18 protein-coding genes and 3 tRNA genes are annotated in these 16,493 nt (G+C 38.7%); 15 read left to right on the forward strand and 6 right to left on the reverse strand.

Features of this window, described 5'->3' with window-relative positions; all coding sequences use genetic code 11:
• Window positions 1–88 precede the first annotated feature (88 nt).
• Window positions 89–583 (reverse strand): hypothetical protein, encoded by a 495-nt coding sequence (locus tag PHT16_00910; GenBank protein MDD5720995.1) that lies wholly within the window; start codon window positions 581–583, stop codon window positions 89–91.
• Between the two features lie 186 nt (window positions 584–769).
• Between PHT16_00910 and PHT16_00915 the strand changes: the two genes are divergently transcribed.
• The 4 genes from PHT16_00915 (at window position 770) to PHT16_00930 (ending at window position 5,606) form a co-directional block, all read left to right on the forward strand.
• Window positions 770–2,212, forward strand: a complete 1,443-nt coding sequence (locus PHT16_00915) for an efflux RND transporter periplasmic adaptor subunit (GenBank protein MDD5720996.1) — start codon at window positions 770–772, stop codon at window positions 2,210–2,212.
• 39 nt (window positions 2,213–2,251) lie between these two features.
• Window positions 2,252–2,962 carry an ABC transporter ATP-binding protein gene (locus PHT16_00920; GenBank protein MDD5720997.1) on the forward strand — a complete coding sequence of 237 codons (711 nt, stop codon included), beginning with the start codon at window positions 2,252–2,254 and terminating at the stop codon, window positions 2,960–2,962.
• A gap of 12 nt (window positions 2,963–2,974) precedes the next feature.
• The gene (locus PHT16_00925) at window positions 2,975–4,246 is read left to right on the forward strand and encodes an ABC transporter permease (GenBank protein ID MDD5720998.1); all 1,272 of its coding nucleotides are present in this window, start codon (window positions 2,975–2,977) and stop codon (window positions 4,244–4,246) included.
• Between the two features lie 115 nt (window positions 4,247–4,361).
• The gene (locus PHT16_00930) at window positions 4,362–5,606 is read left to right on the forward strand and encodes an ABC transporter permease (GenBank protein ID MDD5720999.1); all 1,245 of its coding nucleotides are present in this window, start codon (window positions 4,362–4,364) and stop codon (window positions 5,604–5,606) included.
• Window positions 5,607–5,615: 9 nt separating this feature from the next.
• Here PHT16_00930 and PHT16_00935 read toward each other — a convergent pair whose 3' ends face one another.
• The 5 genes from PHT16_00935 to PHT16_00955 form a co-directional block, all read right to left on the reverse strand.
• A complete protein-coding gene (locus tag PHT16_00935) occupies window positions 5,616–5,879 on the reverse strand; it encodes a hypothetical protein (GenBank protein MDD5721000.1) in 264 nt (87 codons plus the stop codon).
• Window positions 5,880–5,898: 19 nt separating this feature from the next.
• Window positions 5,899–6,867, reverse strand: a complete 969-nt coding sequence (locus PHT16_00940) for a permease (GenBank protein MDD5721001.1) — start codon at window positions 6,865–6,867, stop codon at window positions 5,899–5,901.
• A 38-nt stretch (window positions 6,868–6,905) separates the two neighbouring features.
• A tRNA-Ser gene (locus PHT16_00945) sits at window positions 6,906–6,990 on the reverse strand.
• Window positions 6,991–7,001: 11 nt separating this feature from the next.
• Window positions 7,002–7,514, reverse strand: a complete 513-nt coding sequence (locus tag PHT16_00950) for an HNH endonuclease signature motif containing protein (GenBank protein ID MDD5721002.1) — start codon at window positions 7,512–7,514, stop codon at window positions 7,002–7,004.
• A 66-nt stretch (window positions 7,515–7,580) separates the two neighbouring features.
• The gene (locus tag PHT16_00955) at window positions 7,581–7,838 is read right to left on the reverse strand and encodes a DUF5652 family protein (protein MDD5721003.1); all 258 of its coding nucleotides are present in this window, start codon (window positions 7,836–7,838) and stop codon (window positions 7,581–7,583) included.
• Between the two features lie 121 nt (window positions 7,839–7,959).
• On the opposite strand from PHT16_00955, the gene ruvX reads away from it, so the two are divergent.
• The 11 genes from ruvX to PHT16_01010 all read left to right on the forward strand — a co-directional run bounded on the left by ruvX (window position 7,960) and on the right by PHT16_01010 (window position 16,492).
• Window positions 7,960–8,418 carry a Holliday junction resolvase RuvX gene (ruvX, locus tag PHT16_00960; GenBank protein MDD5721004.1) on the forward strand — a complete coding sequence of 153 codons (459 nt, stop codon included), beginning with the start codon at window positions 7,960–7,962 and terminating at the stop codon, window positions 8,416–8,418.
• 123 nt (window positions 8,419–8,541) lie between these two features.
• Window positions 8,542–9,639 carry a pilus assembly protein PilM gene (gene pilM / locus PHT16_00965; protein ID MDD5721005.1) on the forward strand — a complete coding sequence of 366 codons (1,098 nt, stop codon included), beginning with the start codon at window positions 8,542–8,544 and terminating at the stop codon, window positions 9,637–9,639.
• 4 nt (window positions 9,640–9,643) lie between these two features.
• The gene (locus tag PHT16_00970) at window positions 9,644–10,186 is read left to right on the forward strand and encodes a hypothetical protein (protein ID MDD5721006.1); all 543 of its coding nucleotides are present in this window, start codon (window positions 9,644–9,646) and stop codon (window positions 10,184–10,186) included.
• 13 nt (window positions 10,187–10,199) lie between these two features.
• Window positions 10,200–10,739: a hypothetical protein gene (locus PHT16_00975; GenBank protein MDD5721007.1), complete on the forward strand. Its 540-nt coding sequence runs from the start codon at window positions 10,200–10,202 to the stop codon at window positions 10,737–10,739.
• Window positions 10,736–11,047 (forward strand): hypothetical protein, encoded by a 312-nt coding sequence (locus PHT16_00980; protein MDD5721008.1) that lies wholly within the window; start codon window positions 10,736–10,738, stop codon window positions 11,045–11,047. Before PHT16_00975 ends, PHT16_00980 begins: the two co-directional genes overlap by 4 nt.
• Window positions 11,048–11,163: 116 nt before the next feature.
• Window positions 11,164–11,239 (forward strand) — tRNA-Val (locus PHT16_00985).
• Window positions 11,240–11,250: 11 nt separating this feature from the next.
• Complete coding sequence (locus PHT16_00990; GenBank protein ID MDD5721009.1) at window positions 11,251–11,658, forward strand: hypothetical protein; 408 nt, start codon at window positions 11,251–11,253, stop codon at window positions 11,656–11,658.
• Between the two features lie 229 nt (window positions 11,659–11,887).
• Window positions 11,888–12,715: a Bro-N domain-containing protein gene (locus PHT16_00995; GenBank protein ID MDD5721010.1), complete on the forward strand. Its 828-nt coding sequence runs from the start codon at window positions 11,888–11,890 to the stop codon at window positions 12,713–12,715.
• A gap of 47 nt (window positions 12,716–12,762) precedes the next feature.
• Window positions 12,763–15,381, forward strand: coding sequence for a peptidoglycan-binding protein (locus PHT16_01000; GenBank protein ID MDD5721011.1), 2,619 nt, complete (start codon window positions 12,763–12,765; stop codon window positions 15,379–15,381).
• Between the two features lie 102 nt (window positions 15,382–15,483).
• Window positions 15,484–15,555: transfer RNA gene (locus PHT16_01005), tRNA-Arg, on the forward strand.
• Window positions 15,556–15,739: 184 nt separating this feature from the next.
• Window positions 15,740–16,492: an SWIM zinc finger family protein gene (locus PHT16_01010; protein MDD5721012.1), complete on the forward strand. Its 753-nt coding sequence runs from the start codon at window positions 15,740–15,742 to the stop codon at window positions 16,490–16,492.
• Window position 16,493: the final 1 nt, after the last annotated feature.

Here is a 16,493-nt window from a genome sequence, read left to right on the forward strand (position 1 = left end):
TAAAGATGCAACCCCCTAAATCCCCCTTGTCAGGGGGACTATAAGAATTTTCCCTCCTTGATAAGGGAGGGCAGGGAGGGTTGTATTTCTAAAACCCCAAGGCCTCCATTATTTTTTCTGAAGCATGTTCTTTCATTTCCACTTCTGGAATATTTTTTGAAAGCATTATGGAGTGAATATCTTCTGCTATTGCTTCAGCTATTGGGATAGAGAGAATAGGCATAAAAGCTCTTTCTGAATGAATGAAAAGGATTGGTTTAATACCTGCTTCAGGATGTTCTCCTAATTGAACCCAAAAGGATTTTATATTTTCAAAAGGATAAAGGCGGTTTCTAATGATCAAGCCCTTTTGATTTAATTCATAGGTGATCGTATCTGGTTTTTTAATGGCAAAAAATCCGAGCAGGATTCCAGCAAGAATAATTAAAGCTGCAAAAAAATAATTTTCAAAAATAATAGAAGCGATGGAGCTTGTCACCACAATGATGCCGAGCGCCCAAAACCAATCCGAGGTTCGATCTTTCTCTTCGTATTCCAAGGCAGACCAAACTAATTTTTCATCTGATCTTTCGATTATTTCCATCCCGTTAGAAGCAGATCGCGATCAACTCGCGTATCTGATATATTAGGTTATTAATTTTCTCAATACTTGGTTTCATGTTTTTGTTTGTTTTAAAATTGCGATCGCGGCTTCTAACGGGATCCATAAAGTAATTGTAACATATTTTCGAAAAGTTGTGTTTTGTCATTCGCAGTATATAATGAAACGATGCAAATCAACACAATTTTAATGAGAATAAGGGCGTTTTTTACCAAAAAGAAGATTATTTGGACAATCGTTATATTAGTCCTATTGTTTTTGGGCTACCTTATTTTTGGCAAAAAATCTAACACCAGCAACATTCAAACCGTTTTGGTTAAACAGCAAGATATCCAAAAAACAGTTCTAGCCACCGGACAAGTCGTCAGTTCTACGGATTTAGATTTGAGCTGGCAATCAAGCGGAGTAGTGAAAAAAGTTTTGGTAAAAGAAGGAGATGTGGTGCACGCCGGAGAAGTACTAGCAGAACAAGACACGAGCGATCTTGTAGCTCAATTGCACAATGCGCAAGCTGGTTTGGTTTTAGCACAAGAGCGTGCGTCTTCTTCAAAAAGTAATCTCGCAAACGTAACTGCTGAGCAAAACATCCTCGTCCAAAACGCCCACCGCACTCTCCTAAACTCCACCCTTTCTGTTCTAACAGTCGGAGACTATAGCGGTTCGGATGCTCCAACAGTTTCCGGAACCTACAGCTGTGATCAAGAAGGAACTTATGACTTAAAAACTTATGGTTCAGCAGGCGGTGTTTCTGTAAACTACTCTGGGCTAGAACAAGGATCTCTGTTGTTAACCGATATTCCAAGACCTATGGGAAACTGTGGACTCTTTCTATCTTTTGATAAAACCAAGACTTTACAATCTGGAGTTGAATTTAAGATAAACATTCCGAACAAAACTGCTACCAATTACAATACCAACTACAATGCTTACCAACTCGCTTTACAGAATCGAGATACTGCTATTGCGGGGGCGGAGGCAAATGTGGGAGTCACTGATTCTGTAGCTGAAGCGCAAATTGCTCAAGCGCAAGCCAGCGTGGATAGTATTTTAATAAAAATTCAGAATGCTAAAATTATTGCTCCTACGAGCGGTACGATTACCCAGGTGGATATAAAAGTTGGGGAATTGGCGCAGGCCTCAAAAGAAGCGCTAAAATTATTAAATGTCGGAGAATTGCATGCCGAAGCTTTGGTTAGTGAAGCTGACATTGCCTCTGTCGCCGTAGGTCAATCAATCGACAATACTTTTGATGCGCTTGGTCCGGATAAACATTTTACAACCAAAGTGCTTACAGTGAATCCTGCCTCCACTGTTATTTCTGGCGTAGTCAATTACAAAGTGACTGGTAGTTTGGAAAAAATTCCTGAGATCAAGCCTGGCATGACCGACAACATGACGATAACCGTGGCGGAAAAGAAAAATGTATTAGTGATTCCAAACAGCGCGATCATAAACAAAGACAACAAGCGCATTGTAAGAGTGATCAATGATCCGAAAACGAAAACTTACACCGAAGTGCCGGTGGAAACAGGACTCGAAGCAGATGGTGGGCTGACAGAGATTATGTCTGGGCTCAGCCTAGGGCAGGAGGTGGTAACTTTTATTAAATAGAATTTTGATTCTTATAATGTTTTTTGCTTTGTTATGCCTCTGATAAAAATAGAAAATTTAACTAAAGATTATGAGAGCGGAGGAATTGTCACTTCTGTTTTACGAGGAGTGGATTTTGTCATGGAGCAAGGAGAATTTGTGGCTATTATGGGGCCGTCCGGGTCTGGGAAGTCGACCTTGATGCACATATTGAGTTTTTTAGACAAGCCGACTGCTGGGTCGTACGAGTTTGAAGGACAGGATACGAAAGATTTTGATAAGGATTATCTCGCCAAACTCCGAAACGAGCGCATTGGATTCGTCTTTCAATCATTCAATCTGCTCGCGCGCACTACAGTGCTAGATAACGTGAAGTTGCCACTATCCTACAGCAATAAAAAAGATCACGATAGTTTGGCTAAAAAGGCTTTAGCAGACGTGGGTCTTTCTCATCGTCTTGATTATTTTACTAACCAAATTTCCGGAGGAGAAAAACAGCGTGTCGCCATAGCGAGAGCTTTAGTCTGCGACCCGGCAGTTATTTTTGCCGATGAGCCGACCGGCAACCTTGATTCAAAATCAGGCAATGCAGTTTTGGAAATTTTACAAAAATTAAATGATAAGGGGCACACTATTATCTTGGTAACTCACGAGATGGACACGGCGAATCATGCCAAAAGAATAATCTACATCAAAGACGGCATGATTATCGGAGATGAAAAAGTATTAAAGCGAACGATGGCCACTTCGGACGGAGAATTAAAGAAGTAGCATAAATTTTACATGAGTTTTTTCCTGACAATTAAAATGACCGTGCGCAGTTTGCTCAGTAGAAAAGGAAGATCTTTTCTTACTATGCTTGGCATTGTGATCGGAGTGGCGGGGGTGATCATCATCATCTCTCTCGGCGCGGGAGCGCAATCATTAGTGCTTGGCCAAATCAATAAGCTCGGTTCCAATCTGCTCTCTATCCAACCGGGGAAAAGCGATCCCAAAGGACCGCCAGCGCAAGTTTTTGGCGTTGTCGTTACCACTTTAGTTGAATCTGACGCCGAAGCTCTGCGTTCTCCTTCCCAAGTTCCGCATGCGATAGCTATCAATGCTATGGTCCGCGGAGCTGGCACGGTAACTTGGCAAAATAGAAGTACGGATACGAGTTTTTTGGGTACAGATTATGGATATGATAAGGTGGTTAATTTTTCAATGAGTTCCGGAGAATTTATTAGTGAGACGGCAAACAAAGCAGGAACAAAAGTGGTAGTGCTGGGTTCTAAAGTTGCCGATGCTTTATTTGGAGGTACGGGAGTAGATCCTATTGACCAAGTCATTAAAATTAGAAGTACTTCTCAGGCGGATGCCGGCGGAGTACCCTTGCGCATAGTTGGAGTTGTCGAAAAAAGAGGCAGTGCTTTTTTTCAAGATCAAGATGATCAGATATTTATCCCGCTTTCCGTGGCGCAGAGTGAGCTTCTTGGGATTCATTACTTACAAGCGATAAATGTAAAAGTAGATTCGGCAGACAATATCGATCAGACGATAAGCGATATAACTTATACTTTAAAACAAAGACATCACATATTGTCAGATGATAATATTGATTTTACTATCAGGGACCAGGCGGCGGCTGCCGATATTTTAAAAACCATTACCAGCGCATTGTCTTTATTCCTTACTTCTATGGCGGCTGTTGCTTTGGTCGTGGGTGGTATTGGAATTTTAAACATAATGCTTGCCACAGTGGCGGAGAGAACTCGCGAGATAGGGTTGCGCAAAGCAGTGGGTGCCACAAACTCAATGGTCATGAGGCAATTTTTACTTGAAGCGGGAACGTTGACTTTGATCGGCGGAGTGATCGGCATTATTGTCGGCGTTTTAGTGTCTTACCTGATGGCGCTTTTAATGAAGTATTTGGGTTTTGATTGGGATTTTGTTATTTCGATTACATCTGTTCTCTTGGCTGTCGGAGTGTCTGTTTTGACTGGAGTTATTTTCGGTTTATATCCATCATTAAAAGCTTCGAGATTAAATCCAATAGATGCATTAAGATATGAATAATCCCGAACGAAATCGCGGACGCATAAAGTAAACAAAATTATGAAATTGATAAAATATATTATAAATAATAAAAAGGACAAACAAGCGTAAGCGTACGCGTCCTATTTCGTACGGGATGAATAAAGCATTAAGACAATCTATTAAAGCGCTACGAGCCAATAAAGGAAGAACTTTTTTGACGATGCTTGGAATTATTATTGGCATTGGAACGGTTGTTTTGGTGCTTTCTGCCGGGGCAGGCTTTCGTTCGTTGATTGATTCCCAAGTCGCAGTGTATGGAAGCAACACTTTGTTTGTCCAAACCCACATTCCTTCTGCCACAAAACAAAGAAGCGATGCAACGGATGGTCCCGGAGGCGCAATCGTCGGAGTTGTTATTACTAGTTTTAAGCAAAGAGACTTAGATACTATTAATAAATTGCACAATGTGGCTGGAAGTTATGGTTTTATCACCGGACAAGCCGTTGCGCAATATAGAGACAATAAAAAAAGTTCTATCTATTATGGAGTCGGGGCGGACAGATTTAATTTTGATAAAACAAAACTTTCTTCCGGAAGATTTTTTTCTAAAGTAGAAGATGCGAGCGGAGCGCAAGTAGCGATCCTCGGGGCTACCGTCGCCGAAGATCTTTTTGGACAAGATGATCCAATCGGAAAATCTTTTAAACTCGGCGGTTTAAATTTTCAGGCGATCGGAGTCTATGCTCCGCAAGGAGCGCTCTCTGAGAGCGATGGTATAGTTTTTATTCCGCTTAATACAGCGCAGAAAAAATTACTTGGTGTAAATTATATCACTATCGCAGTGGTGGCTTTGAACGATATGAATGAAGCGGATGCTACCGCCGAGCAAATAAAAATTGCGCTTAGAAACAATCACAATATTACTGATCCAGCCAAAGATGATTTCATTGTTCAGACACAAGCGCAAGCCTTGGAAACTTTCAACGTTATTTTCGATGGCATAACTTATCTGCTTATCGCTATCGCCGCTATCTCTCTTTTGGTGGGAGGCGTTGGTATTATGAACATTATGTACGTCGTGGTCACAGAACGAACAGCAGAAATCGGGCTCAAGAAAGCTCTTGGCGCGCGCGAGTCGGATATTTTAAAAGAGTTTCTAGTAGAAGCGGTGCTGGTCACTATTGCGGGAGGTCTGATAGGGATAGGCCTCGGATCATTTTTGGGTTTTATTATTTCTCTCATTGCCAAAGGAGCAAACCTCGCTTGGACATTTTCCGTGCCGGTCTATGCCATTGTGCTTGCGTTTAGCGTCTCGGCAATAATCGGAATATCCTTCGGGGTTTTTCCAGCCAAATCAGCCGCCCAAATGGATCCCGTGGAGGCCATGCGATATGAATAAGTTAGTGATTTAGATTTCTTTATTCAAGCGAGCGTTGCGATAGAAGAGCAAAATATCTATCGAGACCATTATGCTATTTAGTATGTAAAGATAAATTACTAGATCAAAATTATAAAAAATTTTGTGTAATATTCCAAATATATAGCCCAAAAGAAGTATAAATAAAAACGTCACACTTTTTCCGTTATTTTTCCTAGAAGTATAGGAACGATAAATAGAAAAAGGCCAAGCAGAACCAAAACACACCAACATTCCAATTTCAAATATAGACATAGGGTGTATTATAGCATGTCTATCTCAGAATCAAATTAAATAAATACCCAGTGAACATAATTCCCACTCCCACAATTCCGGCAAATATAAAAATAAGTTTCGTTTTCATAACTTTCTTCAAGATCATAAATTCCGGCAAGGATAGGCCCGTAACAGACATCATAAATGCCAGAGTTGTGCCGATGGACACTCCTTTTTCAGTCAAAGTAGACACAAGGGGAATAACTCCGGCTGCGTTTGAATATAAAGGAATGCCTATGAGTACAGCGAGCGGTACAGCGTACCATTTATCACTTCCTGCATATTGAGCCAAGAAATCAGCGGGAACATAACCGTGTATCCAAGCGCCAATCCCGATACCTATTAAAATATAAACCCAAACTTTTCTTAAAATATCTAAAGTGTAATCTCTCGCGTAAAGGATTCTTTCTTTTTTGGTCATTATTGGCAGGCTTCCATTTTTATTTATTATGTTCTCGTAAACAAACGGTTCAACTAAATTTTCCACTTTCATTTTGCTAATAATAATTCCTGAAAGAATTGAAATAACGAGTCCGCTCACTACATACATCAAGGCAATCTTCCAGCCGAACATTCCTAAAAGCAACACGAGAGCCACTTCGTTTATCATCGGGGAGGCTACTAAAAAAGAAAACGTTGTCCCGAGCGGAACTCCTGCTTGAATAAAACCCAAGAACAATGGAATAGCGGAACAAGAGCAAAAAGGCGTAATTATTCCCAAAAGCGAAGCAATGACATTTCCCATATATTTACTTTCGCGGGAAAGAATAGTCCTTATCTTTTCTGGCGGTAAATAAGAACGGATTATTGAAACGATAAAAATAATAACTGAAAGCAGGATAATTATTTTTAAAGTGTCATAAATAAAAAAATTAACTGCGCTGGCTTTTAATGTGCTGGGAATTATTTTAAAAACAGAATATGTAAACCAATCAGCTAATAATTGTATGGGATAAAATATATTCATAAATCTGTGAAACTTCTTTATTTAATTTAATTCGTTTGCGGAAACGGTGAGATTCGAACTCACGGTGCCTTGCGGCACTCTTGTTTTCAAGACAAGTGCGTTAGACCACTCCGCCACGTTTCCGTCTTTTATGACTAGTTCAGTATAGCTATTTCAGGTTTTTTCTCAAGTTTATTTTTTAACCAGCTGTTTTTTAAAAAATGTTCTTCATAATGACAATTTGGGCAAATAAGCTCTAAATTTTTGAGTTCATTATTATTTCTATCTCTGTTTTTATGATGAACTTGCAATATTTCATATTTATCATAATCACATTTCTCGCATTTTTTACCTCTTACTTTTAGCAATCTAAGTTTCAAAAGTTGTTGAGACTTTACTTTGCTTTTTGAAGGTCTTCCGATTTTATATTTTATGCCTGTTCTGTATTTATTTGCACAACTTCTGCTACAAGTTTTTTTATTTAGGCCAGTCAAAATTAATTTTCCACACATTGAGCAGGGGATTTCTTTTCTAAGAGAAATACCATAACAAGCAGGACTACAAAAGACTCGACCCTTATTTGCTGCTATCTCAGAAGGTCTTCTATAAATTTCTTTTTTACAAATACTGCAATTAGTATTTGGATTTCTTTTATATGCCTCAGCCACTCATCCAGTATACCACAAAATTTGCATCAAAAAATACCCCAGTTGGCTGGGGTATTTTTTGATTATTTATTTAATTTCAGTTTTGTTGGCGGTTAGAATTTCTTTTATATCTGCCCATTTCTTTTTAGAAACGTAAAAGATATAAATAATTTCTAAGATACCGACGGTGTTCAATACAAGAAGCGCAAGAAACCACCCTTTTTGATTATTTTTGGAGGCTGTCCACAAAGCGCAACCTTTCCAAAATAGAGACCATATTAAAATTGGTAATAATAGACCCCAACCCCAACCGCTATTCATAAACAATGGATTAAATTGATTCATGCGGTATATTATAACAGATAATTATTTTTGTGCTACCCCGACACTTATTTTTGCAAGGTGCCAAGGGCACGCAACAAAGTTGCATTGCAAAGATAAGTGTGGGGGTGCTAGTATTCTCAATATGAATACAGGGAGATTTTTGGGAATTGATTTTGGGACAAAAAGGATAGGAGTGGCTATTTCAGACGAAAATCACACCTTGGCTTTTCCAAAAGAAATCGTTTTGAATAACCCAAATACTTTTAAAAAGCTCGGCGAGATAATAAAAAAAGAAAAAGTGGCAGAAATCGTGGTCGGAGAATCTGTGGATTTTTCAGGGAAATTAAATGCTTTATCCGGTAGGATTGAAGTTTTTATTTTGGAATTGAAAGAGCATTTCAAATTGCCGGTGCATAAGCAAAAAGAATTCTTAACTTCAGTGGAGGCTCGCCGATATGAAGATCTTGGCGGGCAAGCTAGAAAATCTAATGCTCATAGCAGATTGAAGCAAATAAAGTCTGGCCGAATAGATGCCTCCGCGGCGGCTCTCATCTTACAGCGATATTTAGATAAAATAAATATCGTAAATCATGAAACATAAACTTTTCTTCGGTACGGATTTTTTGAAGCTTAAAAAATCCTGAAGTTCTCGGCTCGCCAGCCTCGAAACCCCTGCGAAAAGTTATGTTTCGTGATTTAGAGACAAATAGGTTATAATATTTGTATGTCTGGTAATTTATTTAATAAATTCCTTCTAAGATTTTTTCCTTTGCCTAAATTTCTTTCTGAACCTTTTTTTGGTTTAGATATTTCAGATGAATCCATAAAATTCGTAGAGCTTGTTTCCACTAAAAATGGTATTCGAGTGGGGAAGTATGGAGAGCGAAGTATCCCCCAAGGAGTCATCGAGTCGGGGAAAATAAAAGACTCAAGAAAAATGGAGGAAATTCTCTCAGCGCTCCGAAAAGAAGAAAAAATAAAATACGTTCGGGTTTCCTTGCCGGAAGAACAAGCGTACCTTTTTCCGCTTAAATTAGAAAAAAACGGTTTGAAAAATGTCCGAGAGGGAATCGAGCTTGCCCTTGAAGACCATATCCCGATTTCGGCCCAGGATACAATTTTTGATTACGAAATAGTTAGTGAAAATGTTAAAAATCTGGAAGTTCAAGTCACCGCAGTTCCTCAAAATATAATTAAAAATTACTTATTGATTTTTAAACAGTCTAATATATCAGTCAAATCATTTGAACTCGAAGCACAGGCAGTTTCGAGAGCGGTTGTAAAAAAGGGAGATATGGATACTTATATGATCGTGGATTTTGGCAAAAGACGAACCGGTATTTTTATTGTTTCCAGAGGTATCGTGGTATTCACATCCACTCTCGATTTGGGAGGAATGACGCTGACCCAGATGATTCAGAAAAATTTCAACATTAGTTTCGAAGAAGCGGAAGAAAAAAAGGAAAAGTACGGGTTGGAGCGAAATGCGGACAATAAAGAAATATTCTCAGTGCTTTTAAACAGTGTTTCCATTTTGCGGGACGAAATAGTAAAACACTTTTTATATTGGCAGACGCATAAAGACGAGGAGGGGAAAAATAATCCACTGATAAAAAAGATAATTTTTTGCGGAGGAGATGCCAATTTAAAAGGGTTGGCTGATTACATTTCTATCAGCATGAAAAGTACTGTGGAGATGGCAAACGTCTGGACTAATATATCAAATACAGAAAATTATATTCCGGAAATGAGTTTCAAGCAGTCGCTTTCATTTGCTACAGCTTTAGGGTTGGCGCTCGGGGATTTTGATAAGAATAATTAGTTATATGATTAATTTAATTCCAAAAGAAGAAAAAAAGGAGAAAGTCATAGATTTCTATTTTAGGCTTGTGATTTTATTTATAGCCATGCTGGATTTTTGTATTTTGGTCGCCTTTTTCTCTTTGCTCCCATCCTATTTTATTTCTTCTGTAAAACATTCCTTGACCAGCGCAAGGTTGGAAAATCAAAAATTAGAACCACTGCCTCTTCAAGGAGAGGATTCCTTGGTTTTATTAAAAGACATAAACAATAAAATTACCCTAGTCGAAAAATTTGAAAAAAATAAATTTCCCCTCTCTGTCAAAGTGATCAATGCTATTCTCTTAAACAAAAGACCCGATATTAAAATCACGGAAATTTCATATGAAAACAACGGGACAAGCGAGAAAAAAATAAGCATTACCGGCGTCGCGCCGTCTCGCGAAGTCTTGCTTTTATTCCGCGAGGCATTGGAAAACAGTTCGTCTTTCAAGAATGTCAATTTGCCGATTTCAAATTTTGTGAAAGGATCCAATATCAATTTCAATTTGAGCTTAACCCCTTCATAATCACAATAGAACCATGAAAAATAATTTTCAAAAAATATTAATACTCATTTCCATAATACTTTTGTTTTTGCTTTCTTTTGCTTTTGTATTTACTTATCAAAAGATTAATGACAATAATCAAAAAACAGAGCAAGATACGATAAATTTAAAAACAGAGACGCTCCGACGCGACAACATCGCCTCTCTTGATCAGTCTCTTCAAAAAATCGCCCCCGATAGGATTTCGCTTGAAAACCATTTTATCAAAAGTTCGGATATTGTCCCTTTTTTGAATATGATCGAAAGGTTGGGAGAGGAATCAGGGGTTTCGACTGAAATCAATTCAATCAGTACCAAGACGGACAACACAGAACTGACGGTTGAGTTAAGGGCAGCAGGCAGGTTTGAAGGAATCTATAAATTTCTAACGCTCTTAGAAAATTCTCCATACGAACTTGATTTTACCTCAATGAACATCCATAAAGCCGGCTCCTCCAGCGCAACTGATAAAAATGCCAAAGGTCCGAATTGGGAGGCCGTTTTTAAAATTAAACTTTTAAGCTTTATTCCATGAATAAAATAAATTTATTTAAAAAAGAGAAAAGTTTTAAGAAAAAAGATTTAACTTTCCATTCCAGTTTGTATTGGAGAATTATTCTTTTCGTTGCAGCTATTATAATTCTTTTGTCTTTTATTTTCGGTTACCGTCTTTTCCTCCAAATAAATCAAGATCCTGCTTTGCCAATTGGAGACAATAGCGGACAACTTCCTTTGGTTAATAAAGACCGCATTGACAAGGCGTTGAATTATTTTTCCGAGAGAGAAAGCAAGTCGACAGAAATATTAAATTCTCCTGCGCCTATCGTTGACCCTTCGTTGTAAAAATGGTAATTTGAATAGGTGTTGAGAGGTAAGATTAATATTTGCGCGGTTAGCTGTTTTGGTAGGTCGTTAACTTAGAGTTAGTTATTAGGTAATTTTTTTGACAGTATAAATATGCGCGGTTAGCTCAGTTGGTAGAGCAACTCATTTACACTGAGAAGGTCGGGGGTTCAAGTCCCTCACCGCGCACCAGAATAGAACTTATGGAAAAATATCACAAAGAAAAAAGTAAAATAGAAAGGTGGTCGCCACAGGCAGAGGAAATAGAAAATTCAAAAAGAGAAATAAAAATTCTTGCAAATAAATTAGTTGTTTTAGAAGATGAAATTAAAGTTTTGGAAGATAAAATGGTTGGAGTGAAAAATAAACTGAAAGGAATTATGCCTATGTCTAAAACCGGTAAAGAAAAAGAATTTAAAACTTTTAACTGTCATTTGAGGGAGCGGGAGGACTTTATCCAAAAAGAAATAGATAACAAAACGGAATTAATGACGCTCTATAATATGGAGATGGAGGCTTTAGGGGTGTGGATTAATGGATTGCGAATGGATGAAAGAGTGGAAGATATTTTGTTTTCCGCCCAAGAAAGCCCATCTAATCTTGAGAACTAATATTTTATAATTTCGGTCCTGACAAATTCCGTTCAGCTTGATGGCTATATAAAAGATATGCGTCGACGTGATAAGGAACTTTCTAAAGGGTGGGGGCAAATTGCCACCCCCCTTTCGGTAGAGACAAAAGGTGGTAAACAAATGCTAAATTGCGCAAATTTGCAGGGTGTTTTCCGTATCATTTGCGAATAGTGTCAGTGTGGGGATAAAAATGTAGTATAATAGATTTATGGACAACGAAATCAAAATAGCCATTTTCAAAGGCAAGGAAATCAGAAAAATCATTTATAATAATGAATGGTGGTTTTCGGTTGTGGATGTTATTGAAGTTTTGACGGATAGCGTCAATCCTCGAGATTATTGGTATAGAATGAAAGCAAGAGTTAAAGATGAGGATGGGGTTGAGTTGTCGACAATTTGTCGACAACTGAAACTGCAATCTTCCGACGGGAAATTTTATGAAACCGACTGTGCCAACACCGAAGGCTTATTTCGAATTATTCAGTCCATTCCTTCTCCTAAAGCCGAGCCACTAAAAAGATGGCTTGCCAAAGTGGGCTATGAACGAATTCAGGAAATTGAAGATCCTGAATTAGCCACCAAAAGAACACGAATTTTATACAAACTCAAAGGCTATCCCGACAACTGGATCGAAAAAAGAATGCGAGGCATCGCTATCCGCGAAGAATTGACAGACGAATGGAAAAAACGAGGAGCCAAAGAGCAACGGGAATACGAAATTTTGACAGCGGAAATTTCCAAAGCGAGTTTCGGTGTTACTCCGAGCGAATACAAAAAACTAAAAGGATTAAAAAGGGAAAACCTGCGTGACCATATGGACGATTTTGAACTTATCTTTAATATGCTCGGCGAAAGAGCTACAACTGAAATACACAGAACTGAAAATTCCCAAGGTGTGGTAAAATTAAAAGCTGATGCTAAAGCTGGTGGCAGTATTGCCGGTGGGGCCAGGAAAAAACTTGAAAAACGATTAGGCCGGTCCATTGTTTCTAAAAACAATTTTAAGTTGTTAAAAAATAGGAAAAGGTTAAAATAAAATCAAACTATGCCTTACACAAACTTCAAAATCGAGAGAGAGAGAGAGTGAATGACGCTCGCCAATTTTGTCATCCTGAACTTGTTTCAGGATCTAATGCGTTTGCCAAAATAATAAAACTTTTCCGTTTCATTTTTTTCTTCTCGATATTTCTGGGAAGCTTTTTTGTTTTGGCAAACGAAGCAAGCGCGGCGACGTATTATGTGGATGCGACTCTTGGAAAGGATACATATAATGGTATAACCACAACTATAAATGATGGAGCAAGTGAAGGTCCATGGAAAACACTAACTAAAGTAAATGCCGCGCTGAATGCCGCTTCTATTCATGCTGGTGATAGTGTTTTATTTAAAGCAGGGGAGACTTTCTTTGGCTATTTGTATGTTAAGGTAACGGGAACGGTAGGAAATATATTAACATTTGATTCCTATGGAAGTGGAAATAAACCTATAATCGACGCTACTGGAAATAATAGCGGTATCGATCTTCGTGGAATAAATTATGTTACGTTTAATAATTTGGATGTTAGAAATGCAACATTCCAAGGATACTTTTTTCTCAATGGAAATGACCACATAACAATAAATAATGGAAGTATATCTTCTTCTGCAAAGGCTATCCATCTCTATAACAATACAATTTCAAATCTAACAATTTCAAATCTAAATGCCAGTAATAATACATATGGTATTTATGGATTTGCCGGGGTTACTGTTAACACATTGTCCATATCCAATAGCCATTTCGACGACAACACATCAGAAGGTTTTTTCACCGATGGCACTGCGAACGGGAGTAATTTTACGATAACAGATACCACCATGTCCCGTAATGGGATCGGATCTGATAAAAATGGATTTTTACTACAAGGGACCGGCAGTACAGTTATCCTTACCAGGGTAACATCAGCCAACAACGGAGGGGATGGATTTGGTGTCCATAACACTTGGATTGGTGTTATTTTTGATTATTGTACGGCGGATACTAACGGAACAGACGGGATAGGATCAGATGGAGACGGATTCAGTTTCCATGAGACTTCTTCTGGAATAATCAGGTATTCAATCAGCAAAAATAATTTAAAAACTGCGATTGCTCACGTTAATAGCTCCGCTGTTGAAATGTATTATGATCTTTTTTATCATGCAACCAATGGCACCTTGCCGCTTGTTTTATTACAAAATACTGGAAATCATAAATTATATAATAATATTATTTACAGTGGAAGTCAGACTGGTGATGCAGTAAGCGTTGAAGGGACCGTTGATATGCAAAACAATATAATAGATGGTTTCAATCGTGGCCTTATAAAAACTGGAGGAACAATATCCAATGACCATGATATTATTTATGGAGTATTAACTTCTAATTATGTTGGTATTTCTGCCGGTGCTTATTCAATTATACAGGATCCAAAATTTTTTAATTCCAGTATTTATAACTTTTCCCTTCTCCCCACTTCCCCCGCCATCGACTCTGGCACCGATGTCTCATTAACCACCGACTACGCCGGCAATTCCATCTACGGTACGCCCGACATCGGCGCTTATGAATACCAGCCGCCATATACCATGGGCACGGATGCAGTAAACACTTCCACCAGTGTCAGAATGTACGGAGACGAAAAGTTCAGAAACAAAACCGCCACCACCACGGAAACCACGGCTGATCTCTCAATTACCATTCCCGACTCGGATAAAACCAAGTGGCTGGACATAGCAGTTTCCACCTGGGACAACTCCGGAACTTATCACAAAACCTGGACGGAAAACACTACCAGCACCATTACCAACACCCTCCATACCATCGGAGACCTGGAACCCAACAAATACTACAATGTGTCCGTGGATTCCGTTCTGGGAAACAACATTACCGGCGATAACTGTTCAAACGGCCTCTGTCTTTCCAACGCGGAAGGTAAAATATCTTTTACCTATACTGGTTCATATTCCGAACACACCTTTGACGTGGAAGAAGGAGATAATACCGCCCCCATCCGTTCCGCCGGTTTGCCTTCCGGCAGTCAACCTGCTGGCACAACGCAAGTAACAATGTCTTTGACCACCGACGAAAACGCCACCTGCAAATACTCCACCTCTGCCGACACCGCTTACGCTTCCATGACCGATACCTTTACCACAACTGGCACCCAATCCCATTCCACCACCATTTCCGGTCTCTCCAACGGCAATACATACAATTACTATGTCCGCTGCACTGACGGCTCAAATGCTAACAGCAACGATTACCCTATTTCTTTTTCCATTACTAACCCTACCGCGCATTCTTCAGGCAACAGTGCTCAGAGTCGAATCAACAATCTGCTCTCCATGGGCAACTACACCCAAGCGCAACAATTGGCTAATCAATACAATATTTCAATTCCAGTAATTACCACCCCGCCTACAGCACCCCTCCTGAATCAAGGAGGGGAAAGAAGTGTTAATGCTTACAACTTTGGTCTCTCTGTTCTCAAAAAAGGAAGCAAAGGTGAAGCTGTCAAAGAACTCCAGAAGTTCTTAAACCAAGATCTGAAACTAAACTTGAAAATAGATGGCATCTTGGGATCAAAAACAACTATGGCTATCAAACAATACCAAAAAGCGCATAATCTAAAAGTGGATGGGGTAGTGGGGGAGAAGACGAAGGGGAGGATGGGGGTGTGAATTCCTTTTTAAAATAATACAAAAATAGCAAGGGTGGTCTTGATATTTTTTGGCTAAATATATACATTTGTGGTAGATTTGATAAAGTAGGATTTATAATATGCCCTTGTAGTTCAATGGATAGAACAGAGCTCTTCTAAGGCTTCGATGTAGGTTCGATTCCTACCAAGGGCACATGCGTGTGAGACCGACCGAGAGGCTTATTTTGTAAGCTTTTTGGAAAGTTGAATACAAAAAAAGTATTCCTAGTGGGGTACCTCTTAAGTTATTTGGAACCCAAAAATATTTAGGTTCTATTTTGTAAATTACATTACTATTTAATAGAGCTTGATTATAGAAAAAATGATATATTTATATCATGGATAAAAAATCCAACAATAGAACATTCCTATTACCGCAATTCTCGCTTTTCGATATTCAAATAGGTGTGGGCGAAGAAGAATTCAAAAAAGGGTACAAATTATTTAATGACGGCAAGGTTGGGAAAATAAAGTCAGATATTCGTGGTTTTAGTGCCGCTGTTGCTGGTGCGCATCCTTATGAAGTATTTGTTGAAGCTAATGATTTTGACCAAGGGTCTTGCAGTTGCTACCTAGGGCAAAAAGACATTCTTTGTAAACATATGATTGCACTCGCTATTGCTGCAATCTTCAAATATAATCCTGAAAACTTCAAGCTCATCACAAGTCCGCTTGATCGAGCAGTATGTTCTGGACAAATACGAGATATCACAAAAGAAGAATTAGTTGCTATCAAAAAAGAATTGAAACACGGATTATCATATATAAAATATTATGACGGACCGTCTTCAAAATGGTTTACGTATCAAGATACTTTGTTAAAAGGCGGGCGACTTATGCGGTACGCACTTTCAAAACTTCCCATATGCGAAGAGTCGGCAAAGATATGTATTGATTTTCTTGTGAAGCTGGATAAAAAAGTTTGCAATGGGGTTGATGATTCTGATGGAACAGTGGGTGAGCTTATGACAGATATAGTTGAAGTGCTAAATTTATTTGTAAGCAATAAACCTGACCTTCGTAATTTTATTAGTGAGCACTTGCCAAAAGAAACCTCCTTTGGCTGGGAGAGGATGTTTGGTGTAATTTAAT

The sequence above is a fragment of the Candidatus Paceibacterota bacterium genome (assembly GCA_028718635.1).
In the GTDB taxonomy this organism is placed as follows: Bacteria; Patescibacteriota; Minisyncoccia; order Phycocordibacterales; family UBA9973; genus UBA9973.